The 24,545-nt window shown below is 32.0% G+C and carries 20 protein-coding genes; 12 read left to right on the forward strand and 8 right to left on the reverse strand.

The genetic code is table 11. The annotated features are described in order from the left end of the window. Positions 1 to 105 precede the first annotated feature (105 nt). Positions 106 to 750 (forward strand): helix-turn-helix domain-containing protein, encoded by a 645-nt coding sequence (locus tag AAGU07_RS02230; protein WP_342457593.1) that lies wholly within the window; start codon positions 106 to 108, stop codon positions 748 to 750. A 125-nt stretch (positions 751 to 875) separates the two neighbouring features. Here AAGU07_RS02230 and AAGU07_RS02235 read toward each other — a convergent pair whose 3' ends face one another. Next, complete coding sequence (locus AAGU07_RS02235) at positions 876 to 1,250, reverse strand: hypothetical protein (protein WP_342457594.1); 375 nt, start codon at positions 1,248 to 1,250, stop codon at positions 876 to 878. Between the two features lie 407 nt (positions 1,251 to 1,657). Between AAGU07_RS02235 and AAGU07_RS02240 the strand changes: the two genes are divergently transcribed. Further along, positions 1,658 to 2,179 (forward strand): hypothetical protein, encoded by a 522-nt coding sequence (locus AAGU07_RS02240; RefSeq protein ID WP_342457595.1) that lies wholly within the window; start codon positions 1,658 to 1,660, stop codon positions 2,177 to 2,179. Positions 2,180 to 2,287: 108 nt separating this feature from the next. Here AAGU07_RS02240 and AAGU07_RS02245 read toward each other — a convergent pair whose 3' ends face one another. The 4 genes from AAGU07_RS02245 to rbr form a co-directional block, all read right to left on the reverse strand. Continuing rightward, the gene (locus AAGU07_RS02245) at positions 2,288 to 4,462 is read right to left on the reverse strand and encodes a DHH family phosphoesterase (protein WP_342457596.1); all 2,175 of its coding nucleotides are present in this window, start codon (positions 4,460 to 4,462) and stop codon (positions 2,288 to 2,290) included. Positions 4,463 to 5,167: 705 nt separating this feature from the next. Continuing rightward, a complete protein-coding gene (locus AAGU07_RS02250) occupies positions 5,168 to 5,668 on the reverse strand; it encodes a hypothetical protein (protein ID WP_342457597.1) in 501 nt (166 codons plus the stop codon). Positions 5,669 to 6,038: 370 nt separating this feature from the next. Then, positions 6,039 to 6,425, reverse strand: a complete 387-nt coding sequence (locus tag AAGU07_RS02255) for a desulfoferrodoxin (protein WP_342457598.1) — start codon at positions 6,423 to 6,425, stop codon at positions 6,039 to 6,041. A gap of 14 nt (positions 6,426 to 6,439) precedes the next feature. Continuing rightward, positions 6,440 to 7,027, reverse strand: coding sequence for a rubrerythrin (gene rbr / locus AAGU07_RS02260; RefSeq protein WP_342457599.1), 588 nt, complete (start codon positions 7,025 to 7,027; stop codon positions 6,440 to 6,442). A 476-nt stretch (positions 7,028 to 7,503) separates the two neighbouring features. Between rbr and AAGU07_RS02265 the strand changes: the two genes are divergently transcribed. The 7 genes from AAGU07_RS02265 (at position 7,504) to AAGU07_RS02295 (ending at position 19,473) form a co-directional block, all read left to right on the forward strand. Further along, positions 7,504 to 9,042 (forward strand): FAD-dependent oxidoreductase, encoded by a 1,539-nt coding sequence (locus AAGU07_RS02265; RefSeq protein ID WP_342457600.1) that lies wholly within the window; start codon positions 7,504 to 7,506, stop codon positions 9,040 to 9,042. Positions 9,043 to 9,212: 170 nt separating this feature from the next. After that, on the forward strand, positions 9,213 to 10,589 hold the full coding sequence (locus AAGU07_RS02270) for an MFS transporter (protein ID WP_342457601.1): 1,377 nt from the start codon (positions 9,213 to 9,215) through the stop codon (positions 10,587 to 10,589). Positions 10,590 to 10,910: 321 nt separating this feature from the next. After that, entirely contained in the window at positions 10,911 to 12,020 is a 1,110-nt protein-coding gene (locus tag AAGU07_RS02275) for a DNA double-strand break repair nuclease NurA (RefSeq protein ID WP_342457602.1), read from the forward strand. Positions 12,021 to 12,035: 15 nt separating this feature from the next. Continuing rightward, positions 12,036 to 13,676: an ATP-binding protein gene (locus AAGU07_RS02280; protein WP_342457603.1), complete on the forward strand. Its 1,641-nt coding sequence runs from the start codon at positions 12,036 to 12,038 to the stop codon at positions 13,674 to 13,676. Between the two features lie 5 nt (positions 13,677 to 13,681). Then, positions 13,682 to 14,968 carry an exonuclease SbcCD subunit D gene (locus AAGU07_RS02285; protein ID WP_342457604.1) on the forward strand — a complete coding sequence of 429 codons (1,287 nt, stop codon included), beginning with the start codon at positions 13,682 to 13,684 and terminating at the stop codon, positions 14,966 to 14,968. Continuing rightward, on the forward strand, positions 14,969 to 17,419 hold the full coding sequence (locus AAGU07_RS02290) for an SMC family ATPase (protein WP_342457605.1): 2,451 nt from the start codon (positions 14,969 to 14,971) through the stop codon (positions 17,417 to 17,419). A 704-nt stretch (positions 17,420 to 18,123) separates the two neighbouring features. Next, the gene (locus tag AAGU07_RS02295; RefSeq protein ID WP_342457606.1) at positions 18,124 to 19,473 is read left to right on the forward strand and encodes a DASS family sodium-coupled anion symporter; all 1,350 of its coding nucleotides are present in this window, start codon (positions 18,124 to 18,126) and stop codon (positions 19,471 to 19,473) included. An 87-nt stretch (positions 19,474 to 19,560) separates the two neighbouring features. Here AAGU07_RS02295 and AAGU07_RS02300 read toward each other — a convergent pair whose 3' ends face one another. Further along, positions 19,561 to 19,890 carry a cupredoxin domain-containing protein gene (locus AAGU07_RS02300; RefSeq protein WP_342457607.1) on the reverse strand — a complete coding sequence of 110 codons (330 nt, stop codon included), beginning with the start codon at positions 19,888 to 19,890 and terminating at the stop codon, positions 19,561 to 19,563. A gap of 288 nt (positions 19,891 to 20,178) precedes the next feature. Between AAGU07_RS02300 and AAGU07_RS02305 the strand changes: the two genes are divergently transcribed. Together AAGU07_RS02305 and AAGU07_RS02310 are read left to right on the forward strand one after the other, a co-directional pair. Beyond that, the gene (locus AAGU07_RS02305; protein WP_342457608.1) at positions 20,179 to 20,643 is read left to right on the forward strand and encodes a hypothetical protein; all 465 of its coding nucleotides are present in this window, start codon (positions 20,179 to 20,181) and stop codon (positions 20,641 to 20,643) included. 237 nt (positions 20,644 to 20,880) lie between these two features. Beyond that, positions 20,881 to 21,315: a hypothetical protein gene (locus AAGU07_RS02310; protein WP_342457609.1), complete on the forward strand. Its 435-nt coding sequence runs from the start codon at positions 20,881 to 20,883 to the stop codon at positions 21,313 to 21,315. 733 nt (positions 21,316 to 22,048) lie between these two features. Here the strand turns inward: AAGU07_RS02310 and AAGU07_RS02315 are convergent. Then, positions 22,049 to 22,201 (reverse strand): hypothetical protein, encoded by a 153-nt coding sequence (locus AAGU07_RS02315; RefSeq protein WP_342457610.1) that lies wholly within the window; start codon positions 22,199 to 22,201, stop codon positions 22,049 to 22,051. Between the two features lie 802 nt (positions 22,202 to 23,003). On the opposite strand from AAGU07_RS02315, the gene AAGU07_RS02320 reads away from it, so the two are divergent. Beyond that, positions 23,004 to 23,315, forward strand: coding sequence for an Hsp20/alpha crystallin family protein (locus tag AAGU07_RS02320; protein ID WP_069583696.1), 312 nt, complete (start codon positions 23,004 to 23,006; stop codon positions 23,313 to 23,315). Between the two features lie 222 nt (positions 23,316 to 23,537). Here the strand turns inward: AAGU07_RS02320 and AAGU07_RS02325 are convergent, their stop codons facing one another. Continuing rightward, complete coding sequence (locus AAGU07_RS02325; RefSeq protein WP_342457611.1) at positions 23,538 to 24,260, reverse strand: hypothetical protein; 723 nt, start codon at positions 24,258 to 24,260, stop codon at positions 23,538 to 23,540. Positions 24,261 to 24,545 lie beyond the last annotated feature (285 nt).

Below are 24,545 nucleotides of genomic sequence, written 5' to 3' on the forward strand. Positions count from 1 at the left end.
TTTGATGTATATTAACAAATCTTAGATATCTTAAATTTTATAATTACCTCCAGACATGTCTGGAAAATATTATAAATTATATAATTCAATAATTAGATCATGCGAATGTTGAAAATTAATTTAGAACTGCCTATTTTATCCAAATTGACTGATTCTTTATTTTTTAAATCCATAAAGAGCATAGACCTCCTTGAATGCCTTAAAATAGATACACAGAATAATTTTAAATTAATAATTGTTAAAATTGTGGTTAAGGATGGAACAGATTTAAAACAACTGAAATTGCCAAAAAGTGCTGTAATTTTAGATATATTAAATTCAGACAATGGAACATATACCTGTTTGATGAAAGTTCATTTTAACAAAGTATTTATCCCTATACTAAAGAAATTTTTCAAAGATAATGTCATCTGGAAATCCCCAACCTATATGAATGAAAATACTGTTGCTTTAACCTGCATAGGTGATGAAAAAAGTTTAAATGAAATTATAAAAGACATGAATGACGTTGACACCTTTAAAAATGCAAAGTTGAGTTATTTTCATTCATGTATTGAGCAAAAAGGAATACAACAAATTTTAACCAGCAGACAGCTTGAAGTAATGCGTTGTGCAAAAGACTGGGGATACTACGACTCTCCCAGAAAAATAACATCTAAAGAATTGGCTAAAAAGCTGAGTTGTTCTAAATCAACTCTACTTGAGCATCTAAAAAATGCTGAAAATAAAATTGTAAACTATACCATCTAAAATATAATCATTATTTATTAGAGATTATTTTAAGCCCTAATTTATTTAATTATATGCTATAAAAGTTCATTTAATCTGTTGAAATCCAATTCAAGGATCTTGAAATAATTATAATAAAATTGTGTTTATTCAAACCTTTCAGCAAGCTTTTTGATCCCTTTTTGAAACTTAGGAGGGATATAAATAACAGGCTGTTTAATTGAAACAGCTTTGTCCCTCAAACCCTTATCTGCAGTGAAAAGAATTGAATCTGTGGCGACAGCAACTTCTAAAATCATGTCATCTTCAGTATTTATAAGTTTATTCCTATTTTCAGGCCAATCTATTCCATAATTACAATAAAGGACATCTATTTTTCTTTCAGCTTCTAACTCCTTTAACTTATTTATTTCATTGTAAAAACCTGCCTTTAATTTTCCTTCACATAAAATTAAAACTATTTCTTCAACAAAATCAGGAATTAATATCTCAAAGCCATCTAAAAATCCCAGTTCTACCACTCTTGAGAGCGTATGGGAGATTAGAATACAGATATCCGGTAGAATCCTAATAATTCAGATCAGCTCCAATTTCATTTAATCATGTTCTATTTAGTTTAAGCTAAAATTTAATTTAATCTATTAACATTTAACATCGATTTTAGTTGGATTATATTTTATTTTTGTTGTTTTAATTATTTTAATCAGATGCAATCAACAGCCCATCGCAAAAAAATATAATTTAGAACTTTTAGAGTTAGATATCGACGCCTAGATGATGTACTCTATTCAAGTGATAGCGGGTTAAAATTTCATTTATAATAATTTTTTATTTTTATATTCATTTTGTTCTATCAATTAATTCGTAAAATAAATTAATATTAAATAACATAATAATATTACTTATCATATTAAAGGGGGATGAAACTGTGATCAATATCGATAATTTTCCTGCGGAATTAAGATGGAAAATTGCTGCCCAATCTGCAAGTTCGCTGCTATTAACTCATGAAAAAGTATATAAAGACATATTAGGTCCAGATTACAAAAAAATACAGCCATTAATGGATACTATTAATTATATATCTTGGATTCAGGATGGAAAAAATGCAAGTATTCTATCGAAATATCTAGGACTTCCAGCCAAAACTGCAGAAGAAATCGAGAAAACCAATGAATTAGTCTCAAAAATACTTTATGGGCCAGAAATAAAATATAAGAAAATTTATGCAGTTGGAAATCATGCAAAAAGCCAGATAACGAGCTGTCCATTTTTAAATAGAAGTAAAGAAATAGATTTTGAAAGTGAAAGTCTTTTTGAAAACTGCAATGCTTATCATGAAACATTTGTTAATAATTTGAACCCAAAATATTCAAAAAAATTCACAAAAGCAATGTGTAAGGGTGATGAATACTGCGAAGCTGTCACTGAATTAAAAGAGAGCAAATAAATAGAAACTGCTAAAAATAAAAGTTTTTTATAAGTGAATAACCCAAATTTTGGACTAATTATAAGAAATTTGTTTAATGACATAAAGTCATGTTATTCACTATAAAATTTATTTGCCAAGGTCAGCTACTTCTTCTGCAAAAGCCCCAAGCACTTTCTTAGATAACCCCTCAACATACTTGAGTGACCCAGCACATTCGTGACCGCCACCGTCTATTCCAGCTTCAGGAATTCCCTCTGCAAGTTTTGTAACAATGGTGTTTAAATTAAATCCAAATTTTTCATTTACAGCATCTGTTGCCCTTATGACTCCAAAATCCGGGCCGAATGAGAGTGTTATAATTGGAGTTTCTTCTCCATACTTTTTAACCATTGTATCATGCACATAACCAGTGGTTTTACCCGGAGCAGGATATGTGAATTTATGGGCATATTTCTCAACATCTAAAACACTGAATATTACCCCATTAGGGAGTTTTTGAGTTTTAAGATTAGGAAGTGCAGCTCTAAGCTGGTTTTTAATTCTCTTTTGAGATTCATTGTAAAGTGCCCCTATGAGCTTTACATGCTTATCATAATTTCCAAGGCCCAGAATTGTATCTATAATACCCCTACCGTTCATGAACCTCAGATAAAATGCCTCAAAATCGACGCATGTTGCAATTTTATCAAGATCTTCCCTTGTATAACCTTTTTCACCAGCAAGTTCTATGTACTTTTCAGCTTCTTCTGAGCTTGCATGGTCTCCAACTGCAGCAATACCAGGTAAATGCATTAAACTTTCCTTAACTTCAGGATTTATCATTTTTGCCACTTCATATGCAAGTGCCCCCGCTGTTATCTCAGAGTTACCACCAACAAGGTACGGATTCACGTGTACGTCCACGTAGTCATCCACAGCTACCCTTTCATTTTCCACTTCACCAGGATAATGGTGATCAACAACCACAATTTCAATATCGTAGATTTTAGCCTTTATAAGTGCCACGATATCTTCTTCAGTTGATCCATTATCAAGGAGAACTATTAAAGGTAATTTTTGGCCGTGTCTTTCCATATCCTCAAGTGAAAATGAAAGGTCCTTTACTACATCTTCTATCTCATAGAAAGGAGCTTTACTTGGAGCTCTCTTGAAGAAATGCCATTCTGCATCACTGCCAGGGTTTATTTCCCGTATTAAAGGAATTACTGCTTTTTCAATTGCAACCCCTGCACATATCCCATCTGCATCTGCATGGTGTCTTACAAGGATAGATCTACCATCAAAAATAGCCCTTCTTATCGCTTTTGCAGCATTAGCCATTCTTCCCCTTAGTTTATCCAGAACTTCACTTTCAATCAGGATTTCTGTTGTTTCAGGCATGGCTTTTTCATCAATTGCCTCATCAATAAGCCTTCTTGCTTCAATTGACTCTTTACCGTGTAGTTTTTCAATAGATTCCGATTCTATCTGTATTTTACCGCTGTGAATGGAGACTTCACCAAGTACTTCAACAATGTCACCAATGTTTATGTGAGGATATACTCTAATTCCAGGCTCATCAAATGCAGCTACCCATGTAGTGGAGGTTTCATCTGAAATTGTAAAAATGGTCGGTCCAGAAGTCTGTTGAATCTGAATTACCTCCCCAACTATCCTTACAGATCTTTTAACTGATTTTTTAGTGATTTCACCAATAGGAGTTCTTGCAATATTTTTCCTGAGTTTAACAAGCTCATATTTTCCCTTAAGATTTGATAATGTAAGGTCAACCTCTCCTTTGGCCTTTTTAATATCAATTACTTTAACAATAACCTCGTCACCAACATCATGGCCTAACATTCGCCCTCTAACTAGACCATAACCCTTTTTTGAGAGGCTTACAAATATTCCCCAATCTTCGACTCGTGTAACTTTTCCTTTATAGTGAGAACCAAGTTCAAGATCATTTATATCACATGAAGGGTGTAAATCATATACCTTCTCTCTAACTTCACAGCCTTTGCAGTAATCACCAGATTCTATCTTTTTACCGCACTTTTTACAGACATTAATTTCGCCTTTACCCCCGCATTCTTCGCATGTTTCTGTTACTTCAACTTCCCCTTTACCTTTACAGACATCACATGGGACTTCATGTTCTTCTTCTAAATCAAAACGTTCCATAGCCCCTTTTGAAATACCTTTAACATGCTTTTTAACATCTACTTCACTTTTTACGCCACTTCCATGGCAGCTTTCACAAACTTTGTAACTTAAGACTTTATGTCCTTTACCTTTACATTCTAAACAAGTTTTAATCATAAAATACCTCAAATCCTTAAAAACTTCGTTTTTAGGCCGTCGAACACATAGCCCTCGAAAACTGTCAAACACAATGTGTTTGAAGCATGCAAAAACCCATGGTTTTCGAGTGCTCTGTTTTCAGGGCGTACAAAAATTCTTTGAATTTTTGCCGTTACGAAATTGAAAATATAGAAAATGTGTAGCATGCGAAAATTCCATGAATTTTCGCTGTTGCAAAAACCTCTGGTTTTTGCAAACATTTTCTATCTCACGAAAATCTACGATTTTCGATGATTTCGTAAACGTCAAAATTATAAATTTTGACAGTGTTTGGGCCATTGGAAATCTTCGATTTCCAAAGGTTCGGAAAATTGAAGCTTACGAATCTATGATTCGTGCTCAAAAATCTTTGACTTCCAAAACTATCGAAAATCAGAGATTTTGACAGATTTTTCCTCAACTCAAAGATTTTATACTTCTCTAAACCAAAAAACAAAAATTATTAAATTGAACCTTTTAAATTTTGGATGATTATTTAATAAAAATTATTAAATTTAAATCATTATTTACTAATTCATCTTTCCCCTTTAAATACATTCATGTTCATTTTTAATGCAGTTAATATACATGCTTTAATTACAGTGCTTGTTACACTATATTAGATTCACTAAAATATATTAATTCATGTAAAATAATAAATCAATATCTGGATTATATGTGATACTATTTAAATTTAGATGGATTTTGTTTTACTAAATTATTATTTGCTGTTTCATACTGGATTGATCTGTCCATGTAGCTATTTGCAAGCGTTACGTGAGAATTCCCATTTGTACTATCCTTCTGTTTAAAGTAAGTAACAGCCTGTTGAAGCTGGGAAGTTGCATTAATTTTAGCATCTATTTCCCCCATAAAGTTTTGCATATATTCTGTAAATACGCTATCTTTAGAGTTTTGAGCGTAACTTAAAGCCTTTTGAGCCGAAGTTTTTGCTGAATTAAATTCAGATAGTGCACTGTCAGCATTTGAACTGGCATTATCCAGTGAATATTTGTTTACATTTGTCACTGCAGTATTGTAGTAACTATCTCCATTTTTAAGATGATTATTTATAGTGGAAGAAAGTCCGTTTATACTGCTTGCATCTGACTGAATGCATCCAGATATAGCAACTATGGCCATCATAAATATTACAAGTAGCAATGGGAGAATTTTATTTTTCATATTCTTCACTTTTTTAAGTTAATAGAGATTTAATTTTAAAGTATAAAAAATCTTACGTTTATTTAATTATAATATGTAAAATTTTTTACGCTCTCAATTTAAAAAATCTTACGTTTTATTTACTGTTACTTTGTAAAATGATTTATTTCAAGTTCGCTGATTTCACTTTATCTAAAATTAGAGTATATACAAATTTTTCTAAAAATACATAATTAATTCGAGTCAAAAAAGACAAAACTTAAATGATTATCCCGCAAGTTTACCACAATACCAGTAGTTTAAATCTAAAATCATTCAGAATAAATTAAAAAAAAATACAGGTACTTAAATAATAGATTTAAGACCTGTAAAACCCGTAAATCATTAGATCCTAAACTGATTTCCATAATCCATGAATGCTACAGTATTCCCTGGCATTGATTACATTTATATCTTCTAAATCCATTTCAAATTCAGTTTCTGGTTTATCACCAGGTTTAAGCATTTTTCTATAAACCCTACCATCTGCAGCTATTTCTATCCATTCTATAAAATGATTTTCTTCCATAGGGTGTGGAATTGAACCTATTTTAACTTTAATTCCATTATCTGTTTTTTCAACTACTGGAACATGTTTTTCAGACCCTGAATCAGTTGTTTTTTCTTCAAGTAACTGCATTTCCTGGCCGCAACATACAAGTTTTCCTACACCTGTATGAAGGACATTAACAATGTTTCCACATATATTACATCTATAAACCTGATTTTGTTCTGTCATTTTTGATCCCTCTTTTAATACTGCTCACACTTAATTTCAAAGTATTTTGCTGGATGATCACACGATGGACATTTTTCTGGAGGTTCTGTTCCAATATATACATGCCCACATTTTCTACAGGTCCATTCTACTTCCTTATCTTTCTTGTAAAGGGTACCTGCTTCTATTTGCTCTAAAAATTTTCGATATCTTTCTTCATGATGTACTTCTGCATAACCAATTGCAAATAACCTGTCGCTTATATCTATAAGCCCTTCCTTTTCTGCAGTATTTGCAAATTCAGGATACATTTCAGAATTTTCATAATGTTCTCCTGCGATTGCTGATTTAAGGTTTTCAACTGTTGTCCCGTAGATAACAGGTGCAGCAGCTGATTCAACTACAATTTCTTCAAGAGGTTCACCACTTTCTGCTTTTAAACCCTGAATCATTTTCATTATCCACTTAGCATGTTCTCTTTCATTATCTGCAGTAACGAGGAAAATTTCAGCTAGTTGTTCGTACCCCTCTTTTTTTGCAACTTTAGAATATAATGTATATCTATTTCTTGCTTGACTTTCACCAATAAAGGCTTTTGCTAAATTTTCCATTGTTTTTTGCATAAGATATCACCTTGTTTTATTTATAAGTTCTTTTCTATAAATTTTTATCGGATTAGAAAAATAGTAGTTTACGTTAAATCTAGTAATCTAAAACATTTTAACGTATCTAACTAAAATTTAAGCAATTATAATGTATATTATTAACTATTAAACTACTTAATCCATTTAATGGATTAGAAATTATCTTAATTCCATTTTATTCATATAATTCAATTTAAATAATTATTTACCATTATTTTTAGCGGTTATTGATCTTATTATCAATTTAAAAGCGTTGAATGCTAAAAATACAGGCACAACTATTAAAAAAATATAATATACGTTTGAGATCCATGCAGTTAAAAAATCAAATGCATCATCATATTCATCATAGTTATTTTGTTATTAGTAATAAATCAGTTTAATGGTTTCCTAAATTTTATATTAATAAAAATTTAAAAATTAATAATAATTATAATATTTCTGGTGGCAATATTATGAAAAAAAGTAAATATCTTGAAAATATGGGAGAACTAAAATCATTCTGGATTATAAATACTCCTGATACTAATTTTAATCCATTAAAAAAAGAATTATCAGTTGATGTAGCAATTTTAGGCGCAGGTATTGCTGGAATTACCTCCGCATTACTTTTAAAAGAAGCAGGGTTATCAGTAGCATTAATTGAAGCTGAACGGGTTATTAAAGACGTAACTGCAAATACAACAGCAAAAGTTACTGCTGCCCACAATATCATTTATTCTAATCTTGAATCTCACTTTGGTAAAGATAGAGCACGTATTTACGCAGAAGCTAATCAAAAATCCATAGACAAAATTGAGTCTATTATAAAAGAAAGAAATATAGACTGTGATTTCAGGCGCCTGCCCTGTTATATTTACAGTGAAAATCCAGATGAAATAGATATGCTTAAAAAAGAAGCTGAAGCTGCTGCAGATGCAGGGCTTCAAGCCACATATGTTGAATCTTCACCACTACCCTTTGAAATAGCAGGAGCTGTCCAGTATGAAAATCAAGCAGAGTTTCACCCAAGAAAATACCTTCTGAATTTAATTGACAGTATTCTAGATGATGGCAGCTATCTATTTGAAAATACAAGGGCGCTTAATGTGAAAGAGGGAGATATAAATGAAGTCATCACAGATAAAGGTTCAATTAAAGCAAAAAATGTAATTGTTGCAACTCATTTTCCAATTTATGACCCCAATCGTTTATATTCTAAAATGTATCCCAGCATGTCCTATGCTCTTGGTCTGTACTTAAACGAACCATTTCCTAAAGGAATGTATGTGAGCACCCAGCCCACTGTAACTTATCGATCTGCACCATCAGATAAAGGAGATATTGTTATAGTAAGTGGGGCAAACCACAAGGTAGGACACGAACTTGATACAGCTGAATCTTACAGAAAATTAGAAAAACACGCCAGTGATCACTTTGATGTTAAATCAATTGATTACCACTGGTCTACACAGGACAACATAACCATAGATAACGTCCCATATATTGGTAAAATAGAACCCAAATCAAAAGGAGTTTATGTAGCGACTGGATTTATGAAATGGGGAATGACAAACGGAACAGTTGCAGCCATGATTATCTCTGATTTAATTTTAGGGAATGAAAATAAATGGAGCTCCTTTTTTGACCCGTCTAGATCAATGCCTAAACTTGAATCTACAAAAGAATTCATTGGGACCAATGTAGACGTTTTTAAAGAGCTAATTGGAGGTAAACTGTCAAGACCAAGTTCTATGGATCTATCTATGTTGAAAGAGGGAGAAGGGAGCATATTAACTGTTAAAGGCAAAAAAGTAGCAGTTTCAAGGGATGAAAATGGTAAACTTCATATTTTATCTCCTGCATGCGTACATTTAGGCTGCCAAGTAGTCTGGAATACAGCCGAAAAGACGTGGGATTGCCCGTGCCATGGTTCGCGTTACAGGTATGATGGAAAAGTTATCCATGCCCCTGCACTGGGAGATCTCCCAGAATACAAAGATTTAGAAAAATAAATTTTACTATCCCTATTTACTTATTTTTAATACCTAATCACAATAATCCCATATTTAGATATATTAAGATTTTATTTTAACTAATCCTTTTTTTAAGATAATATCAAAAGATATTTATCTATAGATATAATAAAATGTTCTCTTATACCGGATCTTTAAAAGGGAATTTTATGGAAAATAACAACAACATTAAACTAACAGCTTTAATTATTGCAACACTTGCGTCCTTTGTTTCACCATTTATTGCAGCAGCAATCAATATTGCGCTCCCTGCAATTGGATCAGAGTTTCAAACAAACGCCATTTTATTAAGCTGGATACCTACATCATTTTTACTTGCATCTGCCATGTTTGCAGTTCCATTTGGGAGGTTAGCAGACATATTCGGGATGAAACGTGTCTTTACCTATGGGATTATAACCTTTACCATCGCATCATTTTTATGTGCAGTTGCACCTTCATCAATGTTTCTCCTTGCATTTCTGGTCCTTCAAGGAATTGGATCTGCAATGATATTTGTTACAAGCATAGCAATTGTAACCCACATATTTCCACCAAAGGAGAGGGGTAAAGCCCTTGGAATAACAATAACATCAGTATACGTGAGTTTAGCGCTGGGCCCTGTCTTAGGGGGAATAATGACACAGGTTTTAGGCTGGAGAAGCCTTTTCCTTTTAATGATACCTGTAGGCCTAATAGTTCTTATACTCACTTTCTGGAAATTAAAGGGAGAATGGGCACTATGTAAAGGAGAAAAATTCGATTTACCAGGTTCTGTAGTTTACAGTATATCCCTTTTCCTGATCATATATGGGTTTTCATTACTTCCAGAAGTAACAGGAGCCATATCAACTGCTCTTGGAATAATTGGAATAATAAGCTTTGTTATACTTGAATTAAAAACAGGAAGCCCCGTATTTGAGGTTAAGCTGTTTAAAAATGCAACTTTCGCATTTTCTAATTTAGCATCTTTGATCAGTTACAGCGCCACATTTGCAGTGGTTTTCCTCCTGAGCCTGTATTTACAGTACATAAAAGGTTTAAGCCCAGGAAATGCAGGGCTGATTTTAATAGCTCAACCTATTGTTATGGCTACTCTGGCGCCTATTGCAGGCAGACTTTCAGATAAATACAATCCTCGTTTAATCGCATCTCTCGGTATGGCACTTACAACAGTAGGCCTTGCGTTATTCGTCTTTTTAAACGCAAATACAAGCTACGAGTTTATAATAGCCGGCTTAATTATACTCGGCGCAGGGTTTGGACTTTTCTCATCCCCAAATACCAATGCAATTATGGGCTCTGTTGAAAAAAGATTTTACGGGGTAGCATCTGCATCCCTCGGGACAATGAGACTAATCGGGCAGACACTTAGTATGGGAACAGTTCTAATTATTTTCGCCCTTTACATAGGAAATGTTCAGATCATGCCTGCAGAATATCCTGCACTTCTGCAGAGTGTTCAGATCGTGTTTATCGTGTTTACGGTGCTTTGTTTTGTTGGTATATTTGCTTCACTGGCTAAAAGCGGTGCAGTCAAGCAGTAGTTCAAATACACCAATAAAACCCAAATTTTATTTTATAATCTTTAAATAACTTTAATTCATTTCATTTTTTAAATAAAATATTTAATAAAAGAATATTTCGTGATGTATTCCTATAAATTATTTTTAAATATGATCTGGAAAATTAAAAGGTGAAAATTAGTAAATAATTAATTATTAAAGCTAATTTATATAGATTTATTATAATCAGTATTTTCTATTTCTCTGTAATTTGTGTACTTATTTACTAAAATAGGATAAAATATAAGTAGTACAATCAACATTACAGAACAATTGATTAGATGTAAAAAGAGTGACTTCACAATGAAGAGTATAAAAGAAATTGCTGAAATTTTGAGTAGGGATTTGTCTCAAAGAGAATTAGGAGATCCTTATTTTAATGATTCTGATTACAGGTCATGCCCACTTAATAAAGAATATTTTCATGAAATTAACTCCGCTGAAACTGATAGAAAGATTGCATTTGTGGATGGTGGAAACCAGGAACTTTTACCATCTCCAGTTTATTCAGTACAGTTAAACCGTGTTTATTTCAGCATATTTAAAAATAATAAAAGGATCCCCATTAAATCAGGGGTCCCCCAAAGAATAGAATTTCTTTCTTACACATATTCCCAGTTAGAAGGTCACGATATCAATTTTGAAACAAAAATAAGGCCAGTAAAAGATAAATTCAACCCGTATTTACCCGATGAACAAGATCTTCAGGCAAATGCCCGTAAAGAAAATGTTGAAGCAGGAACACAAGTTGGAATGGATAGAATGGCATCCATGGCTCGAAGATTTGCCGAATGGAAAATTACAGGACATGTTATAGAGTCAGAACTAGAACCTGGAGATATTATTGTAAGGGACGGATCTCTTCAAACTGGTCATCAACGAGAATATAAATATGAAGAAGATGTTTTTAGGAAAGCAATGGACAATGATGTAATTATTACGGGTTTATCTAAAACATGCAGGTTAGCTACTGATACCCGAGTTTCGCTTATTGATTCTATTCAAAGGTTAGCAGATGAAACGAATATTAAATATGATAAATGGTGCTATTACCCCGTTGCATGGAGTAAAGATACTAACCGAGAGCATAAAGCTGTAATTATGGTTGTAAAATTAAACAAACATGCCCACACCGCATTCAGGTTTGAAATATTCAAAGAACAAGCTGAAACTATGAGTGATAAGGAAATATGTGAACTAATTTCATGCATTGCAGATAATTCTAAAGATATTAAAGTGCCAGGATATCCATATGGGCTTATTGATGCAGATTTATGGGCCAGAGTTAAGAATGAAGAAATGGAAGGTTATAAAGCAAAATTATATTCTGAACTTTCAAGAATGGGGACCTGGAAACATGTTAATCCCTTAATCAAAATTGTAAATACACATGAAAAATTAGATGGGCAGTAACTGGGGTGAATTAAAATGACTAAGGAAAGAGGCCAAATTATAGGCGGCGGACTAAAAGATATTATTATAAGAGAAAAAAATGGCGAAAATTTAGAACTTGGTGAACTTTTAATTGTTGAAAATGCATCCCAATCAGATGAAAGAAATTATACTATCCTCCAAGTTAAAGATATTGAATATAAAAGCCAGGCCCATCAATCCACCCACGAACTGCTTTCAGGCATGAAATTAGAAGGCTATGACCCTGATCTTGAGTTTATGGAACCTGAGTTGACCAATTACAATTTAGGACGAGCTAAGTCGTTGCTCTATGTTCAGGAAAAGATAACGGGCGGTGAAAGAGAATATATCACCAAAAGCCCAAAAAGACTGCCTAATTTTTTCAGCCCCATTAAATCCATTGAAGAATCCGATTTAAAATTCCTGGAGCCAAAAAATCTCGAAAATTCAATTTATTTAGGTGATATTAGAAGTGGATCAACTGTAGAGGAAGGAATTAAAGTTTATATTGACTTGATTAAATCATTAACACATCACATTTTAATTCCCGCTACAACAGGTAGGGGAAAAAGTAATTTAGTTAAAGTAATGCTCTGGAGTATTTTAGATACTGAAGGAGCAGGTATTCTTGTTTTAGATCCTCATGATGAATATTATGGAGACAGTATTAAAATTGGCCTGCGGTACCACCCTAAAAAGGATGAAAAACTTGAGTACTATTCTCCAGATAAAGATAATGATGATGCAGTCACATTAGCTATAAATGTAAAAAAAATACGGCCATATCATTTCAGCGGTATTGGAGGGTTTTCATCAGCCCAAACTGAAGCCATAAGAACAATTTATAACAAATATAAGTCAAATTGGATAACTAAAATTGCTAAAGGAATAGATAGAGATGTCCTAAAGGAAATGGGAGTTCATGAAGGGACTGCTGAAGTTTTAAAAAGAAAAATTGAAACAAAATTAGGTGTATATTCTGTTGATATTGATGAGGATAATCCTGCAATGGGGAAAAAATGTATATTTAACAGTAACTTATTTGTCGGTGGAGAATATGGATTATCAACAGTAGAAGATATTGTTAGGGCGTTAGAAGAAGAAAAAGTTGTTATTATCGACAGCTCAAAATTAAGTGACTTTGAAGAACTGTTCATAGGCAGCATCATAACCAGTAATATATTTAATAAATATAAAAGATACAATTCTAAAGAATTAAAAAACAAACCGGTTATCAGTATTGTAATCGAAGAAGCACCACGAGTTTTGGGTCAAGATGCTATAGAAAGTCACGGCGGAAATATTTACGGTACAATTGCTAGAGAAGGCAGAAAGTTCAAAATAGGTTTGATTGCAATTACCCAATTATCCAGTGTTATTCCTAGAGCGATTTTGGCCAACATGAACACCAAAATTATTTTAGGAAATGAAATGTCACCGGAAAGATCTGCAATAATTAACAGCGCATCACAGGATTTATCAGACGATGAAAGAATTATTGCTAGCCTGGATAAAGGTGAAGCTATCGTCAGCAGCGTTTTTACCAGATTTGCCATTCCTATTTATACTCCTGAATTTAAAAAATATGTTAAAGAATATTTAGATGAAATACCTCAAGACAAAACAAAAGACCTTAAAACTATGGTCATAGGTTGATAAAGATGTACAAATTTGCTCACATTGCAGACTGCCATTTAGGAGCTCAAAAATATTCTGAATTAAAAGAATTAGAAATTAAAGCTTTTAATACATGTTTAGACACATGTATAAAAGAAAAGGTAGATTTTATTATCATCGCAGGGGATTTATTCCATTCAAATCTTCCTGACATGAGTGTTGTCAAACAGGCCGTTGGAAAACTAAAGGAAGTTGCGGACAAAGGAATTCCAGTTTATATTAATTACGGCAGCCATGATTTCAGCCCCAATGAAACTTCAATTATAGATGTAATTACTGAAAGCGGCTTATTAAAAAAGTTATTCAATGGTTACGTTGTTGAGAACGAAGCTGGAGAAGAAAAACTAAAATTGAAGTTCATCACCGATAAAAAAACAGGCGCCAAATTAACAGGAATATCCGGGCGAAAAATGGGACTGGATGACGCCTATTACAATATGCTGGATAAAAAAAGTCTAGAAGATGAAAATGGCTTTAAAATTTTCGTCTTTCACACGTCTATTAAAAATTTACTTCCTGATTTTTTATCTAAAATGGATGGAATCGACATAAAAAGGCTCCCCCAAGAATTTGATTATTATGCTGGAGGGCACATACACCAGAAGATATGTGAAACTCAATTAGAGGGATATAATGTCATTACTTATCCCGGACCTCCTTTTGCCGGTTATCCTCGAGATTTAGAAATAAGCGCCAAAGGCGAAAAAAGAGGATTTTTCATTGTTGAATTTGATGAAAAAATTAAAAGCGTTAATTTCTGTGAAGATAAAAATTTTTATGAACTGGATCTAGCCAAATATGACTTTTTATCATTTAAGGCAGATGATAAAAACTCAAATCAGCTCTACGATGAGATTTTAGAAAAAATAAGGCAGCACGATGCTAACGAAAAAATAATTATCCTGAAGGTAAAGGGAGAATTAGCTGGAGGCAAAACATCTGACATCAATTTCCACGAAATAAAGAGAATTCTTAAGGAAGCAGGAGCTTTACATGTAAGTATTAACCACCATGGGCTTGTTTCAAAGGAATTTACAAAAATCCGCGTTAAGGGAGAAACCACTGAAGAAATAGAGGAAAATTTACTTCTAGAAAATATACGCAACATAAAAGTGGGGCAGGAAGAATTAAACACTAAAGAAGGGGCCAAACTTGCTGTTAATTTGCTAAAAACACTGCGGAAAAGCCCTAAACCTAACGAAAAGAAGACTGATTATAAAAACAGGATCCTGAGTGAATCATTAGAAGTATTAAATCTGGAGAGTCAATAAATGATTTTTAAGTCGCTGACACTGAGCAACATAAGGAGCTACAAAAATAATGAACCTATAGATTTTCCAGTTGGAACATCTCTTTTTGAGGGAGATATAGGTTCTGGAAAGTCCACAATCTTGATGGCTATCGAGTTTGCTCTTTTTGGTCTTGGAAATCAGAAAGGTGATTCTCTGCTTCGAAAAGGGTCAAAAAAAGGATCGGTGACCTTAGAATTTGGTGTTGGTGAGGATAATTATTTAGTTCAACGTTCTCTAATACGGAAAGAAAATGAAGGGCCAGTTAGACAGGAAAAAGGACTTCTAGGTATTAATGGAGCAAAAATTGAGTTATCGCCGTCTGAAATCAAAGAAAAGATTCTAAAAATCCTCAATTTCAAGGAACCCCTCAACCCAAGGGCTCAAAGTGTTATTTTCAGATATGCGGTCTATACTCCCCAAGAAGAAATGAAATATATACTCTCTCAAAAGCCGGATGAAAGGCTTCAAACTCTAAGAAAAGCTTTTGGTATAGAGGACTACAAAATCGCTGCTGAAAATGCTAACATATTGTCTCGATCAATTAAAGATAAACTCATTGAACTGAAAACTGAAACAAAAGATCTTGATGATAAAAAACAGGAACTATTCGTTTTAAAAGGTAATTTAGACGCAAATAAAACTAAAAATGCAAAATTTCAGGCACGTGGGGAAGAGCTAGATGTTTTACAAAAAACCCAGAAGGAAACACTTGAAAAACTTCAAGAATCAGAGTTAGAGCTTAAAAAGATACAAGCTGAAATCCCTCACCTAAAAAAGCAAATTGAAGAAAAAGAAAAGCTGACTAGTACATACCAAAATGAAGTTAAAACTTGCGAAGAAGAGAATAAGCTGAAATTTATCCCTCAAATTGAAGCCCTAGAAAAGATTGAACTGCCTACGGGTGAAACTGAAGAAGACCTGAACAGTAAACTGGCCTCTATTAAAAAAATTATCAAAGAACACAACAGTTTAGCATCTAATCTAGCTCTTCTAAATGACAGCAAACAGTCAACTGAAAATGAACTTGGGGAAAATAAAAATAAAAGTTCTGAAGAGCTTATAAATGAAAAAGATGCTTTGATCCTTAAAATAAAAGAAAAATATGATGCCTTCAAGTTAGATAAGGAACAGGTGCATAAAATTTCTGAGGATATATACCGACTGGATGCTGAAAAATCAGAAATTCTGAAAAAATTAAATAAAGTGTATGAACTTGGAGAATTATGTCCTATCTGCGGTAGTAAACTAAATGAAGAGCATAAAAAGAATTTAAAATCTGAAAGCGATGATGAAATCAAGAAATTAAATTCAAGATCCAAAATATTAAGCCAGGTAGAGTTAAAAGGAAAAAAACAGTTAGAATCAGAAGAGATAGCAATAAAAACCCTGGAAAATAATTTAAATGACTTAAAATTATTAATAGATAAAGTATCACGTTTAGATGATTTAAAGAATAAGATTAATTCTGTTTATACGAAATTAAACAGTTTTGATACAGATTTAAAATCAATAATAAAGGATTCTATTGAATTTGATGAAACTGATAAATACATAACTCATTTTGAAACTTTGCTTGATAAACTCAAAGAGTACAATAGAAGTCAAAAGGATATGGAGAACGTCAAATATCAATTTAAAAAGAATTTTGATAAAATAAAAGAAAATGAGGGAAATATTGGTGTTTTAACTGCAGAAATTAATTCATTAAAACAGAATTTAGTCACTTTCCAGGCAAAGTTAGAGGAATTAAAAGATATACCTAATGAGATTGCTGAGGTAAAATTCAATTACCAGAAAACAGAGGAAGAGTTCCAGGAAGTAAAAGCAAAAATAGTTGAAACCAAAACACTCGCAGAAAAACTGCAAGAGGATATATCTAAAGTCAAAGATGAAATCAACAAAAAGGAAAGTCTCAAGAAACAGTTGGATAAGTTCAATGATTATCATATCTGGCTCAATGATTACCTGATTCCTACACTCAGCTTGATAGAAAAACATGTGATGCAGAAAAGGTACGAAGAGTTTAATGGTGATTTCCAGAAATGGTTCAGTATTCTGATTGAAGACATTTCAAAAACAGCTAAAATTGACGAAGAATTCACGCCGATTGTAGAACAGGACGGGTTTGAACAGGATATTAATTATTTAAGCGGCGGCGAAAAGACCAGCGTGGCATTAGCCTACCGTTTAGCTTTAAATAATATCGTTCAGAAAGTTTCTACAGGAATGAAATCTAATTTATTGATATTAGACGAACCAACCGATGGTTTCAGCAGGGAACAGCTGTACAAGGTCAGGGAAATTTTAAATGAACTGGACTGCCCACAGGTTATCATTGTGTCTCATGAAAGAGAACTTGGAAGCTTTGCAGACAATGTGTTTAAAGTGGAAAAAATCGATGGAAATTCCTGCGTTACTTTAAGCGGATGATTTTCATTTTAAATTTTATTTTATTCAAATTAATTTATTTTAAGAGATAATATCAAAGAGCTTATACCATAATTTTTGTATTATTATTTCTATAATATATACTATGAATTAACTCTAAATGACCCTAATAAACATACAGCCCGATAATTCACATTATTAATCATTATGAAATATATTTATATTATATGATGTTCCGTAAATAATCTGTTAAAATTAATGGGGTTTAAGGAAAACTATGTTTTTTCTGAACTCCAAAAATATTGAAACTATCAAAAATCGAAGATTTTCAATGTTTATGGAACATAGCTCCGTAATTATGAAAATTGAAACATGCAAAAACTATCAAAAACGTAATTTTTGATGCATAAAATTATAAATTTCGATGGATTTTCACATGTTTGCGAAGTTCTCAAGAATCTATATGATTTTTGGAACACAACTATAAAATATTTGTAAATTATGCTTCGCAAATGTGATAAATTCGCAGAATTTTGAGGGGAATTTTTGGAGGTTATCAAAAATTCATTCTGAATTTTTGGAACCCCATAAAAATTAAAAATTTTTTGGAGGTTATCAAACACGATGTGTTTGGAACCCCAAATCAAAGATTTGGAGGTTGAAGGAAAATACTACGTATTTTCCTGAACCCCAAATATGAAATATTTGGAGGCTTTAAAACGAATTTAAATTTAAAGAATTTAGGCATGCCTTTGGCCATAATTGCATTTATAGTGGTTATGCTAATTCCTTTAAATGGTCTGAGTTATCAGGGGCATGCTGCAATTGCACTGCTTGTATTCGCCATAATAATGTGGGCGACTGAGTCCGTACATTTAGCAGTTACTTCTTTAATTATACTTTTCATACAACCTATAATTGGAGTAGAAAGTTTTGATAATGCAGTAATTGGTTTTGCAAATCCAATCATATTCTTGATGATTGGAGGGTTCATCATAGCAGAAGCAATCCGTAAAAGCGGACTTGCACAGCGGTTAACCTATGCAATGCTCAATAAGTTAGGTACAAGTCCTGGAAGAAGCCTTTTTGTTGCAGTTTTCTCAACTGGAATTCTTTCAGCGTGGATTGAAAACGTAGTGGCATTCGCCATGCTGTTACCTATCATTAAGGAGATTATACCTTTAATGGGTATTAACGATGCTGAAAAAGGAAAAAGTAATTTTGCAAAAGCTATGGTTCTTGGAGCTTCCTACGGTTCTCTAGCCGGTGGATTAGGTACAGAGATAGGAACTGCTCCCAACCTGATGGCAGCAGCATATACTCATCTACCATTTTTAAACTGGATGATATTCGGATTTCCACTGGCAATAGTATTAATGCTTATCATATGGAAATTCCTTGGTTTCATGTTCCCATTTGAAGTTAAAGGAATAATAGGTGGAAAAGAGACAATCACTTCAAAAATAGAAGAGTTAGGCTCTATAACAAAGACAGAGAAAATAACACTTGGAATACTGCTATTTACCATACTTCTATGGGTTACAGCAAGTTTCACAGGAATTAACAGTTACTCTGTTGCACTGATCGGTGCGGTCCTCTACTTCATATTTGGTGTTGTTGACTGGAAAGATGCTCAAACCAATGTTGATTGGGGTTTAATTATCTTCTTTGGAGGGGCATTAAGCTTAGGGGCAGCATTACTCAACACAGGAGCAGCTTCATGGTTAATAAAAGATATTGTAGCCATGTTAGGAAGCAATCCGTCAACACTGCTGATAATGCTTGTACTCATGATTATAGGTGTAATCATCACCCAGGTAATGTCAAATATAGCATTATCAGCTATTTTGATACCATTATCAGTGACTTTAGCGCAAGCACAGGGACAACCAATAGGCGTTTATGCAGTACCAGTTGCAATAGCATGTAGCCTATCATTCATGTTGCCAATGGCAGACCCAACAGTAGCAATGGCTTATGGTACAAAATATGTAAACATTAAAGAGATACTCAAAGCAGGAGTACCTTTAATTGTAATAGGAATCATAGTGACTATAATAATCCTATTAACAATAGCAAGACCATTTTTAGGGTAATAATAAATTGTTAAAAGTAGAATTTTTATATTCTACCTTTTATTATTTTTTTAAACATAAAACCAGTTTTAATTATGTAATTTTTTTTCATTCTACAATAACTCTGCCTCTTATTGATGAATTTAATCCATCATAGTAATTATATTCTCCTTCTTTATCAAAAGTATATGTGAATGTATCTCCTTTGTTTAAAGTTGGACTCTCAAAGTTTCCAGTATCACTTACTATTTTACAGGGAGTATTATCCTGATTAGTCCATCTAACCATTGCTCCTGACGTAACATACATTGGGTTTGGTTTAAATGTAGAATTTCCAACAGTAATTGTATTAGTTTGCTTTTCCTGCGTACAGCCAGATGCCGAAGTTACTCCTATGACCATAAGAATTATTCCAATTCTTATAAGATTTGAGTTCATGATTTAACTATTATCCCATGTTAGATAATAATTTAACTAAATATTGTATTATAAATGAGTTCAGTATACAGTATCTAAAATATACATAAAAGAATCTAGCTTCTATTTTTAATTTTCAATACCAACACATCATGATTACCTTATAAATCATCATACAATTTATCATTTTAAACCATTGAAAACTATTAGTATGTTGAATCAGAAAGTTATATAGTGAATTTCATTATTTAAAACTGATATCATCAAAAATATGTAAAAATACTTCTAAACATTAAAAGATGTGATTAAATGATTACCATTACCCAAAAAGAAAATCTAGTTTTAAACCAGATTAAATATTTTCAGGCAGAATACAGTAACGGAGTACCTTCCAATATTTTAAAGTTAGACCTTTCCATGTCAGAAACTGAATTTAAAGATATACTAACAAATTTAGAAAATAAGGACCTCATATCCCGAAATGATAATTATATTAAAGCTAATGCAGTCGATGCAAAGATTAATGCAGTAGAATCAAGGGCAGACGTTTTAAGAGAAGACCTTAATCAGACAGAGAAAAAAACATTTGAACTTATCACAAATTTAGCCAGTGATGGGTTTATTTCAAGGCATTTTTTAGAAGGAAATCTTCTTTATGGTGATTTAAAATTGAATAACCTCCAGATGTACCAAATTATCGTATCCCTTGAAAATAAGGGTTTAATCAAAAAAATCCAAAAGAAAGATGGGGAGTATTATAACGTTAAGATGTAGCGTTTAATGCCTGTTTTGACATATATTTTTATGAAAATGTATTATACTCTTTGAAAATAATAAGTCATAAATGTGCAGCTGCATCTATTCACAAAAGATGCAAAGTATATATAACATATAACAATAGTTAAATTTGCCATTAACATTAAGTATTCCTGGACTTCTTTGTGATGTCCCGGTTATTTTTTTTGTAATAATTTCACAATATTTATTAAATATTTAGGTAATAATATTACTATGGTCACTCCAAATAATGTAAACCCCGTTGAAATTCTGATTATTGAAAGAAATCCAAAAAATTTGGAGCTGTTAATTGAAGCTTTCAAATATTCTGAACTTTCATACAATATAAGTTTCGCTGGAAATGCAGAACAAGCCTTGAAAATGATATTTCAAACAAATGAATTCAAAAAATCAGGAAAACCAGACCTCATAATATCTGATATCATAACTTACCATAATGAAGTTAGGAAAAAAATTTTAGATATAATTATTAAAAGAGAAGCTATAAAATGCATCCCTACAGTTATTTTAAGTTCTTTAAATGAAATAGAAACAATTGAAATACAAAACTGCCCTAATTTATTGTTATATAAACCAAAAACTTTAGAAGAAAATAAAAAGGTAGTACATTCCATAGAAAAATTTTGGCTTAGCTTAAATAAAAAATAACTCACACATATGCAGCCTCATCTAATCATAAAAATGTAAAGTATATAACCATAAAAATAATAATTTGAATTAGACCATTAATATTAAGATTCCTGAACAACTTTACCCTGACTCCATAATACTTTTTTTTACAGGTCATCAGCTGGATCTATTGGGAAATATTTAGTCCCGATAAAAATAAAAAATAAATAAAAGGGATTTTTCAAAAGTAAAGTAAAATTCCTATTACATAATGCGCATTTTGTACATGGAAAAGTGGATCTATCTTCGTTAATAAATAAAAAAATAGTTTATTTTATATTATTTTTTATAGCTGATTTTTTAAACTGTTCTGCAAGCTCAGGATCTGAATTAACCACTTTAACAGGCCACATTAAAGGTTTAGTTTGTTTATCCCTTTCAGCTAATTTTTCCTCAAATGATTGTTTAAGCCCTTTAACTTCATCAGATTCAAAGTAACAGTCTCAATACGTTCAATACTCAAATAAGGCAAAACATCCAAATAGTCTTTTTTCAATCAATAAATATCCTGCTTAATATAAGCTTCAGTCACATTACTTACTTTATGACCTATAAGCCATTCACTATCCAAACTATCAAACCATTATTTTTAAGTGTTGAAACAAAAAATTTACGAATACTATGAGATCTAAAAAATCGTTGCCTTCCATACCACCCAAAACCAGCAGTATCATTAACCTGGAAAAATGCATTGAAACAGATTTAGCTTTCATTACATTTCCTTCAAAACCAAATAAAATATCATCTTGGACGTAGAAACATGTTTAAATGTATCTTCTAAAAAGTCATTTATTGCTTTATTACTTTCAGGAGAACTAAATGTAATATACGGCATTCCTGTTTTAATACACCTTATACCCCACATAGGAATATTAGTCTCTTTTTGACGCGATTTTTGTATAAGTCTATATCGGATATATCAAAATCAGTGATTTCATGTGTTTTTAAATAATCATTAAGAGTTAAATGTCTTACTTCAGCTTGTCCCATTCCTGAACTCAACATAAACTTTATGATTGCAGCGTATCGTAAGTTAGCATATTTTAATATCTTCTTAATGTCTTCTTTGGTGGGTATATCTTTGATAGTTATTAATTTATCTTCATCATGAATATTGCAGCGTATGTGGGGTAATTCTATTTCAAATTCTTTGTAAAATGTTTTTATTGTTCATATACTGTTTGTTATGTAATTAGGGCTTTTATTTTCTGTTTTAAGGTAATGTACGTATTGTTGCAAGTATTTCTTTATTTTACGGTTTTTCATCCGTATTCTTTCTTCCTCTTCAGCTTCTTCTATTAATTCTGTAGGAGTCTTTTTTGTGAATTTGCAGTACTGTTTTAGTTGTCTGGTATATTGGTCTATTGATACTGGTTTGAGATGTTGGTTTTCTAAGAAGTCTATTAAGTGTGGATCTTTTTTATGTTTATGTAATTTAATTTGTTTTATATGTATAAACGTTAAATTACGTTTATGGAATGGGGAATATTATTGCTGTAAATTTTAAATTTGTAATATATTTTTTTTAATTTTAATATTAAAACTTAATTAAGGGTTTAAGTGCCATAAATAGATTAAAAAAATAGTTATTTTTATATTTAAGCTTTGATAATCCATATAAAAATATTTAAATACTAATTTTAATAAAAGTATTACATGGTGATCTTATGGCTGAAGAAGGAAATACTGAAAAAATACCTGTTTCCCCTGCAACATTTGTATATCACACTGAAGATGAATACATAATGGAAGTAGAGCTTCCAGGCGTGAAAAAAGAAGATATAAACATTAACGTGACTGAAAATACATTCTGTGTTAGAGCCCCAAGAAGAAATACAGAATATAACGGATGCTGGGTACTTGCTCACGATTTTGATCCAGATAAAGGCAGTGCACAATATGAAAACGGATTATTAACCATTAGAATGCCTTTAACTGAAGAAAGGGAAAAACCAAGCCGGGAAATAGATGTAATGTAAATATAAATTAAATCTTTTCTATTTTTTTCAATTTCCAAATAATTTCGTAAATTATTTTAAAAGTTCTTTCACCGAAAAACTAGTTCAATGATTTGTAAAATTCAATATATAAATTTAAAAATAAGCTGCGCATTTTCCATTTATCCCATTTAATAGATCAAAAAAATAAAAAAAAAGAGGTATTCACATAATCATATTTTAAATTGTATTTACAATTGCCAGTTATGCACATCGGGTTTCATTTGTACTGTTTGTCGTTTTTGTAGTGTTAGTTGTTGTAGTTGTTTTAACAATTATATTGGTGAAATATCCATTTACAACTTTTCTGCCATTAATGACACCATTGTAAGGAACTAAATAAACTCCACGGTGGTCATGGGATTTTCCATGGATCAAACAAAAGTCCATATCGGTATCGCCAGCAACCCACAGCCCTTCAGGAGATGTCAATTGTACCGGGCCTTGTTCAAAATATAGAACTCCCCAGTGGTGTGTTGCAGGATTATAATTATAAAAAACACGTGTATGATAATTATAATCTTTATACAAGCAGCAGCTGCATCTTCCAGTTGCATAAACATATTTACTGGTTACAACCACGTTATATGCTCCTACGCCGCATTTAGACACGGTAGCTACAGATTTATATTTCCAACACCATTTCCATGTGTATTTCAACGAATATTTCCATGTGTACTTCCAGGTATATCTCCACTTGTACTTCCATGTTCCGTTGCTTTTGTACCAGTGTTTATACCACTGTTTATGCCACGATTTGTACCAGTGCTTATACCATTTTTTATAATAATATTTGTACCATATTTTAGCTTTTGTAGTGGACGCTGCATTCACTTTTAAAACGCTGCTATTATCATTTAAACTAATTTTAGCATCTTCATTCGAAGTGGATTGTGCACCTACTGAAGGAAGAATGAACGCTAGCATAAATACCACTAATATAACTGCGATAAATGATTGTCGCTTAATTATATCGCCTCCTAGTCCTAAATTATTAATACACCTACATAGGACATTACGCACCTAAATAATAATCAATTTTATATGACATATAAATTTTTTTATTTAATTCGACAAAAAAGAAGCCATTAAAATCTATTTTAATATTTAAAGCTCTATTAGAATTTATTTCCGAAAGCCATTTCCAATCAACTCACTTCAATTAATTTTTAAACTATTCCTAAAATAGCAGAGTAATATTAATGAGTAAAT

Origin of the sequence: Methanobacterium sp. (genome assembly GCF_038562635.1) — an archaeon.
Lineage (GTDB): Archaea > Methanobacteriota > Methanobacteria > Methanobacteriales > Methanobacteriaceae > Methanobacterium_D.